Here is a 19938-nt window from a genome sequence, read left to right as displayed (position 1 = left end):
CTCCAGGGGCTTCGGCGGCACGTTAGACGTCGAAGAGTCCAATGCCAACCGATCGCTCGGATGACTTGGACGGCGAGGATCCGGTGTCGATGCCCAAGTCCGAGCCGACGGCATCGACGATCTTCAGGAGTGGCGGATAGCAGGCCTCCCGGAAACTCGGCTCAAACGAGGCATCGAAAAACTGCTGCACGACCGCGGACGGAACGGTGCGGAGAGACGGCAGGAATTCCCGCGCTTTGATCGGTTTGACGGCGGGGGCGGGAATGGGAACGCCGGTTTTTCCTCCGACATACTCTAGGTCGTTCCTGTATTGCGTCGCGAGTTCCTCGGACTGGTCTTTCGTCAGATATTCCGCGCGACCGACCCGGTGGGCCTCGATGCACTTCCTGAGGCGCTCGCGGGGCAGCCGTATCGCCGTCTTGGCCTGGGGGTCCTTGCGGAAGGTCGGGGAATGCTGATGGATCGCGCGAATGAATTCGATCTCGGCCCAATGCGGGGACAGGTTCGTATCCGAGGTTTCCTTCAGCTCGACGTCGAGGATCGATGAAAAGTCCGTCATGATGTCGCCGCCGACGAGGGACGCAGCATCGAGCGATCGAACGCGAAGCTTTTCCCAACCGAAGGCGTCTGCCCAGCAGTCCAGATTGCGGACGATCGAGCACCTGGATTTGGTGCGTTCGAAATATTCGTCAAAGTCCTTCTTGTTCTTGCCGGTGCGTGTCGACTGCGCATAGAGCGAAGGCAACCAGCCCGTATAGTCGCGTACATAGGCGACGAGCTGAACCTCATGCCTTCCCAGCAGTCCCTTGAGGGTCTCGATCTCCGGCGGGCGTAGCGGGAACATGAACTCGCTGGAAATCACGACGCGCTTGGGATGTGCCTGTTCCAGGAACTCGGAAAACGCCTGGAGGGCAGGGCGGTCGCCGGCCTTCAAGGCCGCGGGCAAGGCGGCGAAGTGGCCGCCCTGGAGGCGAGCGGGCATCACGATACCGTGCTCCTCGAGCAGGGCGCGATTGGCCACCAAGCCGCGTTGGATCGTGCTCGAACCCGCTTTGCCTCGGCCTATATGCAGCACTAACATGAACAAACGCTCTATGCTGGAGCCCGATTGGGAGACATCGGGCAGGATCTATTCAAGCGATCCGCGCGGGATCGGGCTCTGTCGTCAGGTCAAACCAGCACAGATCACTATAGCTCAGCAAGGGGACTGAGCCGTGCCGATGACACGCTGGCCGGCTGCTCCTTTTTTCCCTGGAAGGGGAACGACTGGACGAGACGCTCCCGGAGCGTGTCCAGCGAAGGCAGCGGAAACTTCTCGACGAATCCGATCCAGTCGTTCAGCTCGAGCGGGCGCCCATCCGCGACATCGATCCGGGCCGGCAGCTCGTAGCGCCCCGTCGACTGATGATAGTCGATGAACTTGAAATCTCCCCCCGACAGGCGATCCCCGAAGCTGACGGGCGCACAGGGTACGCCGAGCGCCTGCGAGAAGATGAGGCCGTGGAGGCTGCTGGAAACGACCCTTTTGCAGCGCACGATGTCGGCGGCAAGGACGGTGGGCAGATCCGTGTTCTGAAGTATGTGGGCGGCGGGCCATTTTTCCCGGAAGAATGGCTTGTCGACCGAATGCACGATGAACCCGCATTCGATGTCCGGGCGCCGAGTCGGAACCGGACAGACTTCATTGATGAGCAATCCCGGATCGCCGACGACCGGCGGATTGATGCCGAATCGCCGAAGTATCTGTTCCCGGGATCGTGGGCCGCGGACCCCCAGGAAGACCGAGCGCGTCGGTCGCGCCTGCGCTTCGAAGCCGAGCGGCTGGATACAGCCCGACCCCCAGACGAGTCCGCGATCGCGGGCATGCTGCATGATCGAGCCGACGCTCATCATTACGGGATGGTCGTTCTCGACCCAGGTCCCGAAGGGCGAAATCGGCCGTTTGCCGAGATGGGCCGTTACATGAAGCCCGAAATTGTCCCCGACGTTGCCGCGTTGTCCGATAAGGCGCTTGGCCTTCTGCTTGGTCGAAATGAGCAGCTGAATCTCGCCGTCGACGACGAAGCGCTGCTCCAGCTCCGCCTCGACCGGGCGTGCGTCCGTGCCCTGCTGGTAGGTGGTCGGGACGAAAAGATCCAAGGCCCTGTCGAGATTGTAGTCGCGACGGCCTTGCGGCGATAACCGGGTATCGCCGACCTCGAGGAACCCATGTGCCCGCAGGTCGTGGCTGAGGGTCTCGATATCGTCCCTTGCCAGCGCCGCTCTTGCCAGGTCCGTCCAGTCAGAATTTTGATCGAGGCGAACGGCGTTTGGAGAGGGCAGATTCGGCTGCCCACTCCCTTCGCGTTCGCGCAGCCAGGGCGTCAGCAACATCTGACGCGCATCGGCCGGCGAAAGCTTCTTGTCGGGCATGAGAAGATCTACCTGATGGATCGGGCCGAGCGAGAAGGGGGATATCGCGCCGGAACTTCACTGCCGCGAGTGCAGCGGCCTATCAGCCCTGCGGCTTTCGAGCCGGCGCAACAATGCGCATGAGGCTACGATTGACGGTACGGCTCGTCCTCGCCAGGGAGTTCGGCCGGGCGGCAAGCGCCGACGAGACGAGGGGTTGCAGGCTCGCATTCAGCTTCTTCATGCGATCGGTCCCGAGCGTGGTGATCGTGATGAGCTTCTTCCGCGCATCGCCCTCGACCGCCGAGAGTTCGATCAGCTTTTCCGTCTTGAGCGAGTCGATGATCTGGCTCACCCGCTGCTTGCTGACGCCAAGCGTCCTCAGCAATTGAACGCTGCTCATCGGCTTGCCCTTGGACAGGATCGACAAGACCGACCATTCGGCAAATCCCAGTTTGGCCTGTTCGAACTGCGGCAGCTTGGAGAGGCCGCTCATGAAGCGGCTGAGGCCAGCGACGAGCGCGGCCAGGTCTTCCATTTGCGGCTCGGCAGAAGCTTTGACGTCGCTCATCGATAATTCTCCCTTTTTCCCCGGATGTGCGAGGGTGCAAGAAAACCAGTTAGTCTAGTATATTGACTATATGGTCGGGCCGGCAAGAGGTTCTTGAGGGCGGAGGAGGCAAGGTCCCCGGCAATTTGATCCCGTGTGCCGGGTCTGCTGAGTGGCGTGACGGCGCCCGCCGCCCAGACAGGAAGTGGTGGGCCTGCAAGCCAAGGATCATGGGGCGATATTTGATCTGGATCGGCCGGAATTGCGTAGTCGAGGTCGACGATACCGCCGGAAAATTCCCCCCGGTCATCCCGCTGCAGGTGTTGTTAGCCACTCTGTAGATGTGGGATTGTAGCCTATGTCGATTCTCTTCTTTACGTGCGCAAATATTCCGTACGAAGACTTCATCCCGCTCTACGCGTTTTCAGCACTGTTCCATGTCGACGAGGCCCGTCTTGAGTTTGGAGTTGAGGACGTCCCTGGGTTTTCTGCGCGCCATGGGCGGGCGCTTGGACTTCTGAACGAAGTCTACGGCGGCGACAGGATGCATATCCGGCAGGTCCCATGGAGTACGCCGGAAGGCGGAAAAATCGTGCCCAACAGCGTACGTTTCGTCAACGAACCGGAGTCGCGCGCGAAGTACGTCTATATCGGCGATGTTGACATCATCGTGCTGGATCGGGAGCTGGTGTCGAAGCACGTCGCGCACATGGAGAAGATGAAGCTGCCGTACAGCAATTCGGTTCGGCCCGGGACGAAGCGAATGTCCGGCCTGCATTTCGCGCCAATGGATGTCTATTATCCAGTCCCCGACGTGAGCGACCTCGATGTCGGGACGATGAACGACGAGATGCTCCTCTACAAGATGGTGGAGCGGAAGGGGCTGCCGATCATCGACGATCACTGGTTCCGGCCCACGCATGGAATTCACATCAGCCCGAATCGTCCCGTGCTCAAGACAACCGACGAGAAGGGCAATGTGACGCCGGGATGGAGTATCGACGCTCACAAGAAGCCGTGGCTCGCGCTCAGCCGGAATCCGTCATTCCGGCGCTTGCGAGGCATGCTCTCCCCGAGGGTTCAGAGTTGCCTGCGGGAGATCGACCGGGTCGTGGAAGATATCGAGCGCAAGGCCACGAGCCGCCTCGGGGAGCTCTGAGGGAGCGGTCGATCGCTTGACCCACTCCGCCTTACTTCGCTGCGCCTGACAGTCTGCGGATTTCACTCAGTAGACCGTCGATATCGGGAACGACCCACGTGTCTTCTTCCCGGATCGCCTCGGGAGGGGAATTGATCGAGTGGTGGATCGCGCCGGCGCGCGTGGCATATGTCTTCCAGAGAGCCGTCGCTTCGTGCTTGGGCGGCTTCAATTCGATGACAATCGCGCCGCGCTTGCAGAATACCGTATTTATGAAGCCGGCACCCATTGGCCCGACGACGACGTCTGCCTGTGCGAACGTCAGGACCTGCTGGTCGTAGGTCATTTCCGCGGGGCGCAGTACGAGAAACCCTTCCTCCTGAAGTCGTGCCGCGAGTTCCAGCTCGTTCAGGCACCGGCGCTTGGGGTCACCTGATCTATCGAGATAGATGCGTTGAGGCTTGGGAAGCTCGTTCGCGCGCATCGCCGCCACAAGGATGCGATCGTAGACATTGCGTTGAGAGAGGGCGACGTTTCCGTAATGGACGGATAGAGGCGACGGAAACAGGAGCCGCTCGCAGGATACGTGTCCGTCCAAATCGGAGATTTCCTGTACCTGGCTGAAATCGACACCCAGCAATTCGAGGCTTCGCCGCCTGTAAGAATTCAAGGTCGATGTCAGGAGCTTCACCTTGCCGGCGATCTGGAGCTCCTGCAGCAGCATGAGGCTCGGCAATACATCGATGTGCCAGTGGCCGTAATTCCGGTTCGCCTGGGCCAGCAGGGCGGCGGTACCTTCGATTCGAAGAGCGCAATGCGTTGCGAGGGCCCGTCGAATGCGCGGCTCCATCCGTGCGAGCGAGCTGCCGCTTCTCCTTCTGACGCGCCCATTGAGAAACTCGATCCTCGGAGTACGCGGAATTGTCTCTCCGACCAGGGTGTTTCCCGTGGCGACGATGAATCTGTTCGTGATGATTTTGGCATCGTTGACGCCACCGACGAACAGCGCAGGTGACACCCGCGCCGGCGAGCCACCCTTGAGGTGTGAGGTGTAGCGCAGGACCGACAAGGGCTGTTGCTTGAAATCGATGAAGTCTTCGACGTCAGCAATTTCCTTTACGCTCTCATGTGCATGCTTGCCGTCCAGGAAGCGAACGGCATCGTCACTGCTAAACAGGCTCTCGGTCATTGGCTACCTTCGTGGCGGGATGTTCCCAGCCAGCTCGGAAAATTCTCTGGCATATGCCCGTCCTGGATCAAACACGAATCAGGATCGATCGATCATGCTCCGGCGCTATCGTCGGGAGGCTGCGAGCGCGCATCTGTTCGCCTGGTTCGTCCGGTCTGCTCGTTCGAATGCCTGTCGATCTTGACTCGATCCCGAGTAAGAAGCCCTATCACCGCCGCGATTGCCAGCACAACGAGGGCAAGGCCGACAACGTAATCCGTTCTGCCCCACAGCATGATCAGAACTCCTCCTCTTCTTCGGACTCCAGTGGGACCGAAGCATCGAAGGGCGTGGGGACGACATCTTCTTTCGGCAAGCGCTCGAATACCGTGATCGCCTCTTCGACCGTCTGGTACAAATACAATTTCCTGCGAAAAAGAATCCCTCCTGCGGCGTCCTTTCCGAGGGTTCGGGCCGTTTTGGCCGAGTTTGTCGTCACGATCGTGGCGGCTCGTTTCTGGCGTAACTGAAAAGCCTGCTCGCAGAAGCTGCGAAACTCAGGGTCCCGGCCCGCGCCGATGAACCCGTCGAAAAGATAGTAGTCGCAGGGCAGGGCGTAGGTCAGGGTGACGGTCAGCTGGGAACGCGTAATGCCGCGCAGTTGGCGTATGGGAACATCCAGGATGTTGTGCAGGTTGGGCCGGCGTTCGGTGAAATCCACGATCTCCTTCGGATCCACCTTGTATATCTCGGCCATCCGATAGATCAGCTTACGCGCGGTGTCGTGAGGGCCGTATTTCAGAATGCCGCCGGGAATCGACACGATGGCGCGGCGGTCGATCCAACCTTCGGAGGGCATCATCAGGCCCGACAGGAGCTGCAGCAGGACGGACTTTCCTGCCCCCCGTTGCCCCAGGATCAAAAACTGGCTTCGACGCGGGATTATCCAGTTTATGTCTTCGAGAACGAGCTTTCTCAGCTGGCCTCTGCCGACTTCTTTCGAGACTGAATGGAAGGCAATCATGAGGTCGAGCCCTGAGCTACCCGGATATGTCGCGGAGCGCGACAAGGCCGGAACACGGCGACATTCGACACTCGTTCAAATGCACAGCACGAACCAATTTCCACCTTATTCAAGGGCAAAAATGCGGTCAGACCGGCAAGCAGAGAGACAGCAGCGGAGAGCCTGCCAGCCAAGAAAGCCTGCATCTATTCATTCGAGCCCCAATTGCCGGGAAATGCATCTTATATCGCCGGCAGTATTGTAGCGCAGAACGTGGGCGGCTAAAAAGAAGTCAATTGACTAGACAGACGCCTGCCCCACGAGGAGGAGTGATCAAGTGCCCGACGTCGCTCATCGGCTGACGCATCTCCAACGGCTCGAGGCCGAAAGCATCTTCATCATGCGCGAGGTGGTCGCGGAATGTGAGAAGCCGGTGATGCTCTATTCCATCGGCAAAGACTCTTCCGTCATGCTGCATTTAGCCATGAAGGCCTTCTATCCGGCGAAGCCGCCGTTTCCCGTGCTGCACGTGGATACGACCTGGAAATTCAAGGAGATGATCGCGTTCCGGCAGGAGATCACGAGCAAGCTGGGCCTCGATCTGATCGTTCACATCAACCAGGACGGCGTCCGGCAGGGCATCAACCCCTTCAGCCACGGCTCGTCGATTCACACCAATGTCATGAAGACGGAAGGGCTCCGCCAGGCGCTCGACCAGCACGGTTTCGACGCAGCCCTCGGCGGCGCCCGCCGCGACGAGGAGAAGTCCCGCGCCAAGGAACGCATCTTTTCGTTCCGCTCCCAGCAGCATCGCTGGGATCCGAAGAACCAGCGTCCGGAACCCTGGAACCTCTACAACACGCGCAAGAACAAGGGCGAGAGCATCCGGGTCTTCCCCTTGTCGAACTGGACCGAGCTCGACATCTGGCAATACATCTACCTCGAGAACATTCCCGTGGTGCCGCTCTACTTCGCCAAGGAGCGCCCCGTGGTGGAGCGCGACGGGATGCTGATCATGGTCGACGACGATCGCATGCCGCTGGAAGTGGATGAACGCCCGCAGATGAGGAAGGTGCGTTTTCGCACGCTCGGCTGCTATCCGCTGACCGGCGCGATCGAAAGCGACGCGGACACCATGCCGGCGATCCTCGAGGAAATGCTGCGCGCCCGGAACTCGGAGCGTCAGGGTCGGATGATCGATCGCGACAGCGCGGGCTCCATGGAGAAGAAGAAGCAGGAAGGCTATTTCTGATGAACGTGGAAGCACCTGGCCTGGATGCCTACCTGCGGGCCCAGGAGAAGAAGGATCTGCTCCGTTTCATCACGTGCGGCAGCGTCGACGACGGCAAGTCCACCCTGATCGGGCGGCTGCTCTATGAAGGCAAGATGCTGTTCGACGACCAGCTCGACAGCCTGAAGAGCGAGAGCGCGCGTGTCGGCACGCAGGGCGGGGACCTCGACTTCGCGCTGCTGGTCGACGGCCTGTCCGCCGAACGCGAGCAGGGCATCACCATCGACGTCGCCTATCGCTTCTTCGCGACGGACAAGCGCAAGTTCATCGTCGCCGACACGCCGGGCCACGAGCAATATACGCGCAACATGGCGACCGGAGCGTCGACTGCGGACCTCGCCATCATCCTGGCCGACGTCCATCGCAGCAGCGAATTGCTGACCCAGACGCGCCGGCATTCCTACATCTGCTCGATGCTCGGAATCCGGCACATCGTGCTGGCGGTCAACAAGATGGACCTCGTCCAGTACGACCACGCCGTGTTCGAGGCCTATGCCGCCAAGTACATGGCCTTCGCCAAGGAACTTGGTCTGGCGCAGGTCGAATGCATCCCGATCTCGGCCCTGCGCGGCGACAATGTCGTCGCCCCGAGCAAGCACATGACCTGGTACCGCGGGCCCGCTCTGCTTCCGTACCTGGAAACCGTGGAGTTCGGTCGGGAAGCCTCGACGCGGCCGTTGCGCATGCCGGTGCAATGGGTCAACCGGCCCAACGCGGATTTCCGCGGCTTTGCCGGAACGATCGCCAGCGGCACCGTGAAGCTCGCGGACAAGATCAAGGTCCTTCCGTCAGCGCAGGAAGCCACGGTTGCTCGCATCGTGACCCAGGACGGCGACCTGGACACGGCCGTCGATGGCCAGGCCGTGACCCTGGTGCTGGACCGGGAAATCGACGTCAGCCGAGGCGACGTCGTCTGCGCGGCCGGCGCGCCTGTCGCCATCTCCGACCAGTTCGTCGCGCATATCCTGTGGATGGCGCCCGAGGAACTCCTGCCGGGCCGGACCTATCTCATGAAGTCCGGCACGATCACGGCGCAGGCCACGGTGACCGCGCTCAAGCACAAGGTCAGCATCAATACGCTGGAGCACACCGCCGCCAAGACCCTGCATCTCAACGAGATCGGCCTGTGCAACCTGTCCCTGGACAAGCTGATCGCGTTCGAGCCGTACGCGGAAAGCCGCGATCTCGGCAGCTTCATCCTGATCGACCGCATCACCAACCAGACGATCGGCCTGGGGCTGATCGACTTCGCACTGCGCCGGGCCAGCAATATCCACTGGCAGAATCTCGAAGTGAGCCGTGTGGCGCGCGCCGAGCAGAAGGGCCAGAAGGCGGCGGTGATCTGGTTCACCGGTCTGTCGGGGTCGGGCAAGTCGACCATCGCGACGGCTCTGGAAAAGCGGCTGTTCAGCCTCGGGCGTCATACCTACGTCCTGGACGGCGACAATGTCCGCCACGGCCTCAACCGGGACCTGGGCTTCACCGATGCCGATCGCGTCGAGAATATCCGGCGCGTCGCGGAAGTGTCGAAGCTGATGGTGGATGCCGGCCTGCTGGTGCTCGTGTCCTTCATCTCTCCCTTCCGCAGCGAACGCGATGCTGCGCGCAGCCTGATGGGCGAGGGCGAATTCATCGAAGTGTTCGTCGATGCGCCGCTCGACGTCTGCGAAGCGCGCGATCCCAAGGGCCTCTACAAGAAGGCCCGGCGGCAGGAGCTCATGAACTTCACCGGTATCAGCTCACCGTACGAATTGCCGGCGAATCCCGATGTCCATCTGGAAACAGCCAATCTCACGGTCGACGCTGCCGTCGAGCAATTGATTGCTGCGCTGGATGCCAGGGGCCTGACGAAGGGACGGTAGCGAAAGCAGACGAACCCGGGTCGATTGTTTTCACCCAAGCGGGGTTAACATGATGAAGCTTGCGGCGACCTCCTTCCTGCAACTGTTCGGGCTCGTTGCATTTCTTGGCCTGGCGGCGGTGCCCGCACGCGCTCAGGCATCATCCGGGTTTGAGCAGCGCCGTCAGGCGGCGTTGGCGCAGTTCACGCAGAAGGCATCGGTCAAGAAGGACTGCGAGGAAGAGGACCTGCGCGGCGGTTGCAATGTCTTGCGGCCCTTGTCGTTCGCGATATCGGCGCTGTTCCGCGATTCGGCGGTGGACGAAGGCAACGCGGCGGTGGCCGAGAGCGTCGCGTCGATAGGGCAGGTGCTTCGCGGCGAAAGATATCGCTCGACAGAGAAGAAGGCCACGATCGGGGCCGCTGTCCCGCTCCATATGCTGGTCCGAACCTACTTCCTGTTCGGCACAAAGGGGGCCAAGGCGCCCGGCCGGCTCTCGGAGGCAAACCAGTCCTCGATCCGGGAAGTCCTCTGGGAATATGCGAAGGCGCGTTGTTCGCTGGCTTCCTCCAATGTCGACCGCGTGTGGGCAGTGCGAGGCAGCGAGAACATCAACTTGCTGGAAGAGACGCTGTGCTGGGGAGCGGCCGAGGTTCTCGCCAGCATGCCGTCGCGGCGGTACGACGACGGATCGACAACAGACCAGCAGAGAGCCGGGTGGACGAGGTACCTCAGGGAATACATCAGCCAGCGCGGCAAGTTCGGCGGGCTGACGGAATTCTTCTCGCCCTATTACAAGTACACTTTTATCGGGATCTACAACGTCGCGGATTTCGCTTCCGACGCTCATCTTCGGAAACTGACATCGAATTTTCTCGACGTCTGGATGGCGGACTGGGCGGAGGAACAGGTCGACGGCCAACATGGCGGCAGCAAAGCGCGCGTCTACGCCACGATCGGGGAACCGGGTCTCGTTGCGATCGAGCCGTCCTGGTTTTATTTCGAGATCGGTGGAATGCCCTCCGGGATCAGGCATCCGGCTTTCATTTTCATGCTGACGAGCGCCTATCGCCCGCCTGAAGTCGTCGAGAAAATCGCGACCAGGAAGGGCGCCGCGGCATATGTCGTGATGTCTCGCCGGCCCGGGTTGCTGGTGCCCGGTGGCGGCGATCAGCTGGACGCGAAAGCTGGAGGCATTCTCCGTTACACTTTCGTGTCGCCCGGTTTCGTCATGGGAACCAGCGTCATTGCAAGGAAACCGCTGAAGGACTGGTCGGCTGCGAGCTCACAGAACAGATGGAACGGTTTGGTGCTGCGGGGCAGCGGCCAGCGTTACCTCGGGGTTCGGCCGGCAGGCCTGGCCGGCAGCGTCTACAATTCGGAATGGGGCATCCAACTCGGCGGCACCCAGATCATCCAGAAGCTGGTGCAGCCCTTCGGCAGCAAGTCCGGTCCGATGACGATACAGTATGGACGGGACCTGAAGCCTGAGCCGGAAGGCGACTGGGTCTTTTTCAACTCAAGTGCGTACGTCGCGGTCCGCGCCGTTTTCGGAAAGCTTGAAAGCAAGACGGGGAGATCGGCTGGGCTGACCGCGACCGACGAACTTTCTCCAATCATCGTTTCGGCGGCGGAGAAGGGCGAATTCGCCAGCTTCGAGGACTTCAAGGCCAAGATGTTGCGGGCGCCTCTGTCCTCCGATGGCGATGCCGTGCAATTCACACCGCCACAGGGCCGTTCGATGATGAGATTCTTCTATCGCTCGGGACGTCTTCCGGAGATCGATGGAAGGCCGGTCGATATCTCGCCGAATTTCGGCTTCGAGAGCCCTTACATGAAATCCGTGTGGGGGCAGGGCGTCGTCACGATCAGCTTCGGCGATGCCCACGTCGTTCGTGACTTCGCCAACTGAGCGAGGTCACTTCTGGATCATGCGATCCGCCGTCTTGAATTCACGGCGGATCCCGCTGTCCTGACCGCTCAGGCGAGCGGCGGATTCGTCGGTCGGGCCAGCACTTCTTCCATGGCCTTGTCTTCAGGCATCGCGCGCATGAATTGGAATTCGCGCCGGAAGTCCATGAAAGTGAGCCGGCTCACGCTTTCCAGATTGTTGTACTTGGGCTGGAAATCTGTGCGCGGCTGACGCCAGACGATCGTCTGCGGATTGCCCAAGGTGATCGGCGTGCAATAGGACATCAACGGAAAGAAGTCGTGGATGGCATAGACGATCTTGTAGACATCGCCATGCCAGGTCCCGCCGACCTTCTCGCGCTTTGCATCGGCGCGTCGCTGGTTCACGGCCGCTCGCTGGTCAGGCCATGCGCTGTAGTAGTCGTTGGGGACCGTATCGTCGATGATCCAGACGGTGTTGGCGTGCGCCACGGACAGCGAATTGCAGAAATCGCGGTAGGTCTGCTCGAAAGTGTGCAGGCCGTCGAGGAAGATGATGTCGAAAACCTCGCCATGGCTGTGCTTCAGGAACCATTCGTCGGACGTCATTTCGAACAGCCGAAGACCTGGTGCGGCTTTCTCGGCCTTGTCGAACCGGAAGCGCGGATCCACTGCAGTGCGTTGCGCAATATCGACCGTAAACAAGGTCTTGCCGCCAGCCACCCCGATCTCCAGGTACCGGGTCGCCTTCATATGCTTGCCCATCATGTTGATGCGCCGGGCAGAGTGCTTCACCTCTACCGCATCTTCGGCTTCCACATCCATTTTCTGGCCTCATTGCACAAGGACTGGAGGGCAACTCGCCCACGACGCTCATTTATGGCTGAGCGGTATCCAGTAGGTCAAACACGCAATGTCGGCCTTGTCTTGGAGGCTGCCGACAATTCTTCTTGCTGCCTGACCCGACCGGTTTTCTAATCGGGCCAACCGAGGACAGCTTGGGTAATGATCTCGCAAAGAGCCAAGTACGCACTGAGAGCGCTGGTTGCATTGGCGAGAGCCGATGCCGATCAGACGATCATGATTTCGGATCTGTCGACATCCTGTTCGATTCCCAAGAAGTTCCTGGAACAGATCCTGCTCGACCTGAAGCATCACGATCTGGTGCGCAGCAAACGAGGCAAGCTCGGAGGATACCAACTCAACAAGCCGCCCTCCCAGATCACCTTCGGAGAGGTCCTGCGAATCGTCGATGGTCCGATCGCCTTGCTGCCGTGCCTGTCGAAGATTGCGTATCGGCGATGCAAGGATTGCTCGGACGAAGCGAGTTGTGAGATCCGGCGTGTCTTTGCGCAGGTCGCGAAGTCGAGCCGCGACATTCTGGACAACACGAGTCTTTCCGTTGCCATGGAAGGCGAGGGCCCGTGGAGCGAGCCAAAACGGAAAGAAATTTCCTCGCGCCAGGCGCAACTGGTGTGATTTTCGCCTGAGCGGATTTGGCTTGTGGACGGCCCTCGAAGGGCAAGTTGACAATCTCTACTGTATTAGTCGACATAACGAATAAGCGTTGTAGCCTGCTTTGGTTCAGCCGTTCGACTGACTGTTGGGGGGCCCCGATGATGAACTTGCGCCGTCGTTCGTTTCTCGCAGCCGGCACCACTCTCGGTGCAGTCGTTGCCTCCCGGCCGAGCTTCAGCCAGACACCGGCTCCGGTCGTGCTTACCAATGTCTCCTACGATCCGACGCGCGAGCTCTATCGCGCGGTGAACGATGCCTTTGCGGCTGAGTGGCTGGCCGGCGCGAAGCAGAAGGTGACGATCCGGACATCCCACGGTGGATCGGGCCGGCAAGCGCGCTCGGTGATCGATGGGCTGGAAGCCGATGTCGTGACCCTGGCGCTGGCCGGCGACATCGATGCGATTGCCCGCGAGTCGAAGCGTCTGCCGGAGAACTGGCAATCGCGCCTGCCCAACAATTCCTGCCCCTATACGTCGACGATCGTGTTCGTCGTCCGCAAGGGCAATCCCAAAGGCATCAAGGACTGGCCCGATCTTGCGAAGGCGGGCGTGTCGGTCGTCACGCCCAACCCCAAGACCTCGGGCGGCGCGCGCTGGAACTATCTCGCGGCGTGGGCCGATGAACTCGAGCGGACGAAAGGCGACAAGGAAGCGGCTCGCAAGCTTGTCGAAGCGATTTTCAGGAACGTACCGGTCCTCGATTCCGGCGCACGCGGTTCGACGACAACCTTCGCCCAGCGCGCGGTCGGCGACGTGCTGATCTCGTGGGAGAACGAGGCCTTCCTGATCTTGCAGGAGTTCGGCGCGAACAAGTTCGACATCGTCGTGCCGTCGCTGTCGATCCTGGCGGAGCCGCCTGTCGCCCTCGTCGATGCCGTGGTCGACAAGCGCGGCAGCCGCAAGGCGGCGGAAGCCTACCTCAACTTCCTCTATGCGCCGGCGGGGCAGAAGATCATCGCCAAACATTTCTATCGTCCGTTCAAGCCGCAGGATGCCGATCCGTCGGACATCGCGCGCTTCTCGAAGACCAGGCTGGTGACGATCGATCAGGTGTTCGGAGGCTGGGCGAAGGCGCAGGCCGAGCATTTCGCTGACGGTGGCATCTTCGACCAGATCTACAAGCCCTCGGGCAAGGCCTCTCCTTGAGCGTTGGTCCGGTGGTGGAACGCCGCTTTTCCTTCGTGCGACCGAGCGCATTGCCCGGCTTCGGCATCACGCTGGGCTTTGCCTCGACGTACCTGTCGCTGATCGTGCTGTTGCCGTTGGCCGTGCTCATCTGGCGGGCCGGAGCGCTGGGGATCGACGGCATCTGGCGCGTCGCCACGACGCCGCGCGTTCTCGCGGCCCTCGAAGTCAGCTTCCTCACGGCCCTGCTGGCCGCGCTGCTCAATGCGGTGTTCGGCACGCTCGTCGCCTGGGTGCTGGTGCGCTACGAGTTTCCCGGCCGGCGCCTGCTCGATGCCGCAGTCGATCTGCCGTTCGCCCTGCCTACCGCGGTCGCGGGCATCGCGCTGGCCGCGCTCTATGCGCCGAACGGCTGGATTGGCGCGCTTTTTGCGCCCCTCGGCATCAAGATCGCTTTCACGCCGTTGGGCATCTTCATCGCCCTGGTGTTCATCGGTCTGCCATTTGTCGTCCGCACAGTGCAGCCGGTGCTGCAGGATTTTGAACGCGAAGTGGAGGAGGCCTCGGCAACCTTGGGTGCAACCCGGATGCAGACGGTCTTCCGCGTCGTGCTGCCCGCGCTCGTGCCCGCCCTGGTGACGGGCGTGGCTCTGGCCTTTGCCCGCGCGGTGGGGGAATACGGCTCGGTGATCTTCATCGCCGGCAACATTCCGTTCGTCTCGGAGATCGCGCCGCTGCTCATCGTCACCCGCCTGGAGGAGTTCGACTACGCGGGCGCGTCGGCGATCGCCGTCGTGATGCTCGCGATCTCGTTCGTGGCACTTCTGATCATCAACTCGATCCAGGCCTGGAGCCGCCGGAGGTACGAGGGTGCGTGAGTCAGCCCTGAGCGAAGGCCGCCTGCTGCGATGGCTGCTGATCGCGACGGCCGTGGCTTTCCTGGCCCTGTTCCTGGTGCTGCCGCTGGCGGCGGTTTTCATCGAGGCCCTGCGCAAGGGCGTCGAGCCCTTCCTCGCGTCGTTCTCGGACGAGGACACGCTTTCGGCCATCTATCTCACGTTGCTCGTCGCGGCGATCTCGGTGCCGCTCAACCTGGTGTTCGGCGTGGCGGCGGCCTGGGCGATCGCGAAGTTCGAGTTTCGTGGCAAGAGCGTGCTGATCAGCCTGATCGACCTGCCGTTCTCGGTGTCGCCTGTGGTATCGGGCCTGACCTTCGTGCTGCTGTTCGGCGCGAAGGGGCTGTTCGGCCCGCTGCTCGACGACTGGGATATCAAGATCATCTTCGCCGTGCCGGGCATCGTGCTGGCGACGGTTTTCGTGACCTTTCCCTTCATCGCCCGCGAACTCATTCCCCTGATGCAGGAGCAGGGCACGGCGGAGGAGGAGGCGGCGCTCACCCTGGGCGCATCAGGCCTGCGGACGTTCCTCACCGTCACCCTGCCCAACGTGAAGTGGGCGCTGCTGTATGGCGTGCTGCTGTGCAACGCGCGCGCGATGGGCGAATTTGGCGCCGTGTCGGTGGTGTCGGGACACATCCGTGGCCTCACCAACACCATGCCGCTGCAGGTCGAGATTCTCTACAACGAGTACAATTTCGTCGGCGCCTTCGCCGTCTCCGCCCTTCTGGCGGGGCTGGCTCTGGTCACCCTTGCCGCCAAGTCGATCCTGGAATGGCGACACGGCGAGGCTCTCTCGACGGCGCGACGACACTGATATGGAAGACATGACCACCAGCGCAGGCAAGGGCACGCCCATTGCCATCACGGCCGAGGGACTGGCCAAATCGTTCTCCGGCGTTCCCGCCGTCAACGGCGTGGATCTGCAGGTGCGCCCGGGCGAACTGATGGCGCTGCTCGGTCCGTCGGGCTCCGGCAAGACGACCCTGTTGCGCCTGTTCGCGGGCCTGGAGACGCCGACGGCCGGCAAGATCCTCTTCGGGGACGAGGATGCAACTCATCTTCCGGTGCGGGAACGGCGCGTCGGCTTCATGTTCCAGCACTACGCGCTCTTCAAGCACATGAGCGTCGCCGACAATGTCGGCTATGGGCTGAGCGTCCGGCCTCGTCCTCTACGGCCGTCCGCGGCAGAGATCCGCAAGAGGGTCGAGGAGCTGCTGGAGCTGGTCCAATTGCCGGGACTGGGCAAGCGCTATCCCGCCCAGCTGTCGGGCGGCCAGCGCCAGCGCGTGGCGCTCGCTCGCGCGCTCGCCGTCGAACCGCGTGTGCTGCTCCTCGACGAACCGTTCGGCGCGCTCGACGCGCAGGTGCGTCGCGATCTGCGCCGCTGGTTGCGCGAGCTGCACGACCGCACCGGCCACACGACCCTGTTCGTCACCCATGACCAGGAAGAAGCCCTCGAACTCGCCGACCGTGTCGCCATCCTCAATCGGGGGCGACTGGAACAGCTCGGCGCGCCCGACGACATCCTCGATCGCCCGGCAACGCCGTTCGTGGCGGGCTTCGTGGGCGACGCGGTGCGGCTGTCGGTCGACGTTCAAGCGGGCTGGATCAATCTGGGGCGGGGCAAGGTGCCGGCGCCGTTCCAGTTTCCCAACGGCGCGGCCGAATTGTTCATCCGCCCGTCGGATCTCACGCTGGCGCATTCGACCGGGCACGGCACCTTTGCGGGCAAGGTCGTCGGCACGCGGCGTGTCGGCTCAGTGCGGCGCGCTGAGCTCGCCCTCGAAGATGGCCTGCCGTCGGTGGAGATCACGCTTCCGCTCGAGCACGCCGTGCGCAAGGGCGAGGAACTTCATTTGAACCTGCTCACCATGCGCCTGTTCCAGGCACGCTGAGGGAGAGACCCGATGCCAATACTTGCCTGTAGACGCCTGCCGATCCTGCGGTGCTGCAAATGAGCGAACCGGCGTTGCCCACCTTCGGTATCGTCGGAGGAGGATTCACCGGCACGATGCTGGCCGTCCACCTGATCGAGCAATCACAGGTGCCGATCCGGGTCCTGCTGTTTGATCGTGCGGCGGCGTTCGGCAGTGGCGTGGCCTATTCCACGCCCAACGACAAGCATCTCCTGAATGTCCGCGTGGGCAACATGAGCGCCTACGATTCGCGGCCGGAGCATTTCATCAAGTGGCTGGAGAGCTGCGCGACTGATTCCGGCGCCGAGCCGCGCGGCGCCTTCGTATCGCGTGGCCTCTATGGGCAATATCTCCGCACGACGCTGTCGGAATGTCTCGCGGCGCATCCCGCGTCGTCGATGATCGGCGTCGACTCCGAAGTCATCAGTCTCGCGACCGGTAACAAATCGGTCGAGCTGCAGACGTCGGACGGTACCCGGCACACGGTCGATCGCGTGGCGCTGTGCGTCGGAAACTTCCCGCCGGCGCTGCCGATCAAGGCGAAGGCAGATGCCGCGGGCGAGGGTCACTACATCGCCAACCCATGGAGCGGCGGGCTGTCGCGGATCGGCAAGAACGACCGTGTCATCGTGGTGGGCACCGGCCTCACCATGGTCGACGTCGCGCTCGATCTTCATTCACGCGGACATCGCGGGACCATCACGGCCATTTCCCGTCGCGGCTTCATGCCCTTGCCGCATCGCGACGTCGGTCCATATCTCGCCTTCCTGAAGCCCGAGGCCCTGCCGCGCACGGTGACCGAGCTGATGCAGACGGTACGTCGCGAAGTCGAAGCCGCGGCGGCCAAGGGCGTCGACTGGCGGGCCGTGCTCGATTCGATGCGCCCGCAGACGCAGGCGCTGTGGCGTGGTCTGTCGACGGTGGAGCGGCGGCGCTTCCTGCGTCATGTCCGGCCTTACTGGGAAGTGCATCGCCATCGCGTCGCGCAGCCTGTCGCCGCGGAGATCGAGACGCTGCAAGGCGCCAGTAAGCTGGTCGTGATGGCGGGGCGCATGCAGAGCGTCGAGCTGACCGCGGCAGGTGTGTCCGTCGAAGTGAAGGCGCGTGGCGATCAGTCCGTACACCGGGTCGAGGGCGACTGGCTGGTCAATTGCTCCGGCCCGCAACTCGACTACGACCGGATCGCGGATCCGCTGATCCGGTCGCTGTTCGATGGCGGCCTGGCGCGGCCGGATGCCCTGTCGCTCGGCCTCGATCTCGGCGACGATTATCGCCTGATGAGCAAGGATGGCGTTGCATCGGACGTGCTGTTCGCCCTGGGGCCGCCCATCCGCGGCAACCTGTGGGAGACGACGGCGGTGCCCGACATCCGCAAGCAGTGCGAGGCGGTGGCCCGTCACCTGACGGCCGCGCTGGCGTAGGAAAGCCGAACGCGAAGGGATTGCGATGAAGCCCGTGGACGAAGCCAATCCCTGGAAAGTGCTGTCGGAGGAGACCGGTTATGACTGCCGGTACTTCTCGATCCGCCACGATCGGGTGACCTTGGCCGGCGGAGAGCCGCGCAGCTATCACAGCGTTCGCATGAAGTACTACGGCGTATGCGTCGTGCCGGTCGATCACGACGGCAGCGTCACGCTGGTGGGGCAGTATCGCTACGTGCTGGATCGCTTCTCCTGGGAGGTCGTCGGCGGCGGCGCGCTCATGGGCACCGATCCACTGGAGACCGCGCGCAAGGAATTGCGCGAAGAGACCGGGTGCACCGCAGAGCATTGGCTCAAGATCACCGAAGGCGCGGTGTCGCCGGGGATCTCGACCGAGGTCACGCCAGTCTTCGTCGCCTGGGGACTGGAGCGCGGTGCGCCGCAACCCGAGGCGGACGAGCGGCTGGCGCAGCGTCGGGTGCCGTTTCAGGAGGCGGTGGCGATGGCGCTGAACGGCAAGATCGGCAACCTGCCGGGAATCTCGGCGCTGCTCGGCATCGAGGTGCGGCGTCAGCGCGGCGACCTGCCGCGCAGCCTGCTCGATCTGCTCAAGTAGAGGCGGGAGCCAGGCCGAGCCGCTCGCCGCGATAGGCGCCGCTCATCACGCGTTCCCACCAGCCGCGATTGTCGAGGAACCAGCGCACCGTGTCGCGCAGGCCGCTCTCGAAATCATGGCGCGGCGTCCAGCTGAGCTCGGTCGAGATCTTGGTGGCGTCGATGGCGTAGCGGGCGTCGTGGCCCGGCCGGTCGGTCACGAACTTGATGAGCGATTCGTGCGGGCGATGGGCGGCATCGGGTTGCATCTCGTCGAGCAGGCGGCAGATGCCGCGCACCACGTCGATGTTCCGGCGCTCGCTGTTGCCGCCGATATTGTAGGTCTCGCCGGGTCGTCCCTTGCGCAGCACCGTGACCAGCGCCTCGGCATGGTCCTCGACATGCAGCCAGTCGCGCACGTTCTCGCCCTTGCCGTAGACCGGCAGGCTCTCGCCGCGCAGGGCGCGGATGGTGACCAGCGGGATCAGCTTCTCGGGGAAGTGATAGGGGCCGTAATTATTGGAGCAGTTGGTCGCAAGCGTTGGCAGGCCGTAGGTGTGATGCCAGGCGCGGACCAGATGGTCGGACGCCGCCTTGCTGGCCGAATAAGGAGAGTTGGGCGCGTAGGGCGTGGTCTCGGTGAAGAGGCCGGTGGCGCCCAGCGACCCGAACACCTCGTCGGTCGAGATGTGCTGGAAACGGAAGCGGCCGCGCGCGGCTTCATCCAGCGTGCGCCAGTAGGCGAGGGCGGCCTCCAGCAAGGTGAAGGTGCCGTTGACGTTGGTCTCGATGAACGGGGCGGCGCCGGTGATGGAGCGATCGACGTGGCTTTCTGCGGCGAGATGCAGGACCGCTTCGGGCCGGAATTCCGACAGGACGGCATCGACGGCGGCGCGGTCGCAGATATCGACCTTGTAATGGCGATGACGGTTGCTGGTCTGGGCCTCGGCCAGCGATTCCAGATTGCCCGCGTAGGTGAGCTTGTCGACGTTGGCGACGGTCCAGTCGGTATCGCGGATGATGTGACGCACCACGGCAGAGCCGATGAAGCCGGCACCGCCGGTAACCAGAATTCTCATAGGGACATCATGGAGTGAGGAGGCTCGCTCTTCCAATGTTTCGGCAAATGCCGGGGATCGGTCGCTATTCCTGCATACCATATGTTCGGGCGCGCCCGGGCGGGCAAGACCAAAG

At 62.5% G+C, this 19938-nt stretch carries 18 protein-coding genes; 11 read left to right on the top strand and 7 right to left on the bottom strand.

The features are described from left to right. Positions 1-22: 22 nt before the first annotated feature. The 3 genes from AC1RP5_RS20615 to AC1RP5_RS20605 form a co-directional block, all read right to left on the bottom strand. Positions 23-1021, bottom strand: a complete 999-nt coding sequence (locus tag AC1RP5_RS20615; RefSeq protein ID WP_493113804.1) for a hypothetical protein — start codon at positions 1019-1021, stop codon at positions 23-25. Positions 1022-1188: 167 nt separating this feature from the next. After that, complete coding sequence (locus tag AC1RP5_RS20610; RefSeq protein ID WP_493113803.1) at positions 1189-2412, bottom strand: polysaccharide pyruvyl transferase family protein; 1224 nt, start codon at positions 2410-2412, stop codon at positions 1189-1191. Positions 2413-2494: 82 nt separating this feature from the next. Beyond that, complete coding sequence (locus tag AC1RP5_RS20605) at positions 2495-2962, bottom strand: MarR family winged helix-turn-helix transcriptional regulator (RefSeq protein ID WP_493113801.1); 468 nt, start codon at positions 2960-2962, stop codon at positions 2495-2497. A gap of 337 nt (positions 2963-3299) precedes the next feature. On the opposite strand from AC1RP5_RS20605, the gene AC1RP5_RS20600 reads away from it, so the two are divergent. Then, positions 3300-4100 carry a hypothetical protein gene (locus AC1RP5_RS20600; protein WP_493113800.1) on the top strand — a complete coding sequence of 267 codons (801 nt, stop codon included), beginning with the start codon at positions 3300-3302 and terminating at the stop codon, positions 4098-4100. A gap of 31 nt (positions 4101-4131) precedes the next feature. Here the strand turns inward: AC1RP5_RS20600 and AC1RP5_RS20595 are convergent, their stop codons facing one another. Continuing rightward, positions 4132-5268 (bottom strand): glycosyltransferase family 61 protein, encoded by a 1137-nt coding sequence (locus AC1RP5_RS20595; RefSeq protein WP_493113799.1) that lies wholly within the window; start codon positions 5266-5268, stop codon positions 4132-4134. 277 nt (positions 5269-5545) lie between these two features. Then, positions 5546-6271, bottom strand: a complete 726-nt coding sequence (locus AC1RP5_RS20590) for an ATP-binding cassette domain-containing protein (protein ID WP_493113797.1) — start codon at positions 6269-6271, stop codon at positions 5546-5548. Between the two features lie 316 nt (positions 6272-6587). Between AC1RP5_RS20590 and cysD the strand changes: the two genes are divergently transcribed. The 3 genes from cysD to AC1RP5_RS20575 are packed head-to-tail and all read left to right on the top strand — an operon-like array spanning position 6588 to position 11294. Next, positions 6588-7502 carry a sulfate adenylyltransferase subunit CysD gene (gene cysD, locus AC1RP5_RS20585; RefSeq protein ID WP_493113795.1) on the top strand — a complete coding sequence of 305 codons (915 nt, stop codon included), beginning with the start codon at positions 6588-6590 and terminating at the stop codon, positions 7500-7502. After that, on the top strand, positions 7502-9403 hold the full coding sequence (gene cysN, locus AC1RP5_RS20580) for a sulfate adenylyltransferase subunit CysN (RefSeq protein WP_493113794.1): 1902 nt from the start codon (positions 7502-7504) through the stop codon (positions 9401-9403). Before cysD ends, cysN begins: the two co-directional genes overlap by 1 nt. 49 nt (positions 9404-9452) lie before the next feature. Then, positions 9453-11294 carry a hypothetical protein gene (locus AC1RP5_RS20575; protein ID WP_493113792.1) on the top strand — a complete coding sequence of 614 codons (1842 nt, stop codon included), beginning with the start codon at positions 9453-9455 and terminating at the stop codon, positions 11292-11294. Positions 11295-11362: 68 nt separating this feature from the next. Here AC1RP5_RS20575 and AC1RP5_RS20570 read toward each other — a convergent pair whose 3' ends face one another. Next, positions 11363-12097 (bottom strand): class I SAM-dependent methyltransferase, encoded by a 735-nt coding sequence (locus tag AC1RP5_RS20570; RefSeq protein ID WP_493113790.1) that lies wholly within the window; start codon positions 12095-12097, stop codon positions 11363-11365. Positions 12098-12277: 180 nt separating this feature from the next. Between AC1RP5_RS20570 and AC1RP5_RS20565 the strand changes: the two genes are divergently transcribed. The 7 genes from AC1RP5_RS20565 (at position 12278) to AC1RP5_RS20535 (ending at position 18766) form a co-directional block, all read left to right on the top strand. After that, positions 12278-12751 (top strand): RrF2 family transcriptional regulator, encoded by a 474-nt coding sequence (locus tag AC1RP5_RS20565; RefSeq protein ID WP_493113788.1) that lies wholly within the window; start codon positions 12278-12280, stop codon positions 12749-12751. A gap of 137 nt (positions 12752-12888) precedes the next feature. Further along, a complete protein-coding gene (locus AC1RP5_RS20560) occupies positions 12889-13935 on the top strand; it encodes a sulfate ABC transporter substrate-binding protein (protein WP_493113786.1) in 1047 nt (348 codons plus the stop codon). After that, entirely contained in the window at positions 13932-14792 is an 861-nt protein-coding gene (gene cysT / locus AC1RP5_RS20555) for a sulfate ABC transporter permease subunit CysT (RefSeq protein WP_493113785.1), read from the top strand. The genes AC1RP5_RS20560 and cysT overlap by 4 nt, the downstream gene beginning before the upstream one ends. Continuing rightward, a complete protein-coding gene (gene cysW, locus AC1RP5_RS20550; RefSeq protein WP_493113783.1) occupies positions 14785-15627 on the top strand; it encodes a sulfate ABC transporter permease subunit CysW in 843 nt (280 codons plus the stop codon). The genes cysT and cysW overlap by 8 nt, the downstream gene beginning before the upstream one ends. A gap of 40 nt (positions 15628-15667) precedes the next feature. Further along, a complete protein-coding gene (locus tag AC1RP5_RS20545) occupies positions 15668-16708 on the top strand; it encodes a sulfate/molybdate ABC transporter ATP-binding protein (protein ID WP_493115231.1) in 1041 nt (346 codons plus the stop codon). Between the two features lie 59 nt (positions 16709-16767). Then, on the top strand, positions 16768-18150 hold the full coding sequence (locus tag AC1RP5_RS20540; protein ID WP_493113781.1) for an FAD/NAD(P)-binding protein: 1383 nt from the start codon (positions 16768-16770) through the stop codon (positions 18148-18150). A 25-nt stretch (positions 18151-18175) separates the two neighbouring features. Then, complete coding sequence (locus tag AC1RP5_RS20535) at positions 18176-18766, top strand: NUDIX domain-containing protein (protein WP_493113780.1); 591 nt, start codon at positions 18176-18178, stop codon at positions 18764-18766. Here the strand turns inward: AC1RP5_RS20535 and rfbB are convergent. After that, positions 18759-19823 (bottom strand): dTDP-glucose 4,6-dehydratase, encoded by a 1065-nt coding sequence (rfbB, locus tag AC1RP5_RS20530; RefSeq protein WP_493113778.1) that lies wholly within the window; start codon positions 19821-19823, stop codon positions 18759-18761. The two genes, AC1RP5_RS20535 and rfbB, sit on opposite strands and share 8 nt — an antisense overlap. Positions 19824-19938: the final 115 nt, after the last annotated feature.

The sequence above is a fragment of the Reyranella sp. GW821-FHT12G01 genome (assembly GCF_058806575.1).
Note: the sequence above shows the minus strand (reverse complement) of the source record. Positions and strands in the feature narration are given on the sequence as shown.

What these genes read in the sequence shown, in the direction of transcription:
- AC1RP5_RS20590 (WP_493113797.1), bottom strand. Translation starts at nt 6,271, where the DNA reads ATGATTGCCTTCCATTCAGTCTCGAAAGAAGTCGGCAGAGGCCAGCTG.
- AC1RP5_RS20605 (WP_493113801.1), bottom strand. Translation starts at nt 2,962, where the DNA reads ATGAGCGACGTCAAAGCTTCTGCCGAGCCGCAAATGGAAGACCTGGCC.
- AC1RP5_RS20575 (WP_493113792.1), top strand. Translation starts at nt 9,453, where the DNA reads ATGATGAAGCTTGCGGCGACCTCCTTCCTGCAACTGTTCGGGCTCGTT.
- cysN (WP_493113794.1), top strand. Translation starts at nt 7,502, where the DNA reads ATGAACGTGGAAGCACCTGGCCTGGATGCCTACCTGCGGGCCCAGGAG.
- AC1RP5_RS20595 (WP_493113799.1), bottom strand. Translation starts at nt 5,268, where the DNA reads ATGACCGAGAGCCTGTTTAGCAGTGACGATGCCGTTCGCTTCCTGGAC.
- AC1RP5_RS20600 (WP_493113800.1), top strand. Translation starts at nt 3,300, where the DNA reads ATGTCGATTCTCTTCTTTACGTGCGCAAATATTCCGTACGAAGACTTC.
- AC1RP5_RS20535 (WP_493113780.1), top strand. Translation starts at nt 18,176, where the DNA reads ATGAAGCCCGTGGACGAAGCCAATCCCTGGAAAGTGCTGTCGGAGGAG.
- AC1RP5_RS20570 (WP_493113790.1), bottom strand. Translation starts at nt 12,097, where the DNA reads ATGGATGTGGAAGCCGAAGATGCGGTAGAGGTGAAGCACTCTGCCCGG.
- AC1RP5_RS20565 (WP_493113788.1), top strand. Translation starts at nt 12,278, where the DNA reads ATGATCTCGCAAAGAGCCAAGTACGCACTGAGAGCGCTGGTTGCATTG.
- rfbB (WP_493113778.1), bottom strand. Translation starts at nt 19,823, where the DNA reads ATGAGAATTCTGGTTACCGGCGGTGCCGGCTTCATCGGCTCTGCCGTG.
- AC1RP5_RS20540 (WP_493113781.1), top strand. Translation starts at nt 16,768, where the DNA reads ATGAGCGAACCGGCGTTGCCCACCTTCGGTATCGTCGGAGGAGGATTC.
- AC1RP5_RS20560 (WP_493113786.1), top strand. Translation starts at nt 12,889, where the DNA reads ATGATGAACTTGCGCCGTCGTTCGTTTCTCGCAGCCGGCACCACTCTC.
- AC1RP5_RS20610 (WP_493113803.1), bottom strand. Translation starts at nt 2,412, where the DNA reads ATGCCCGACAAGAAGCTTTCGCCGGCCGATGCGCGTCAGATGTTGCTG.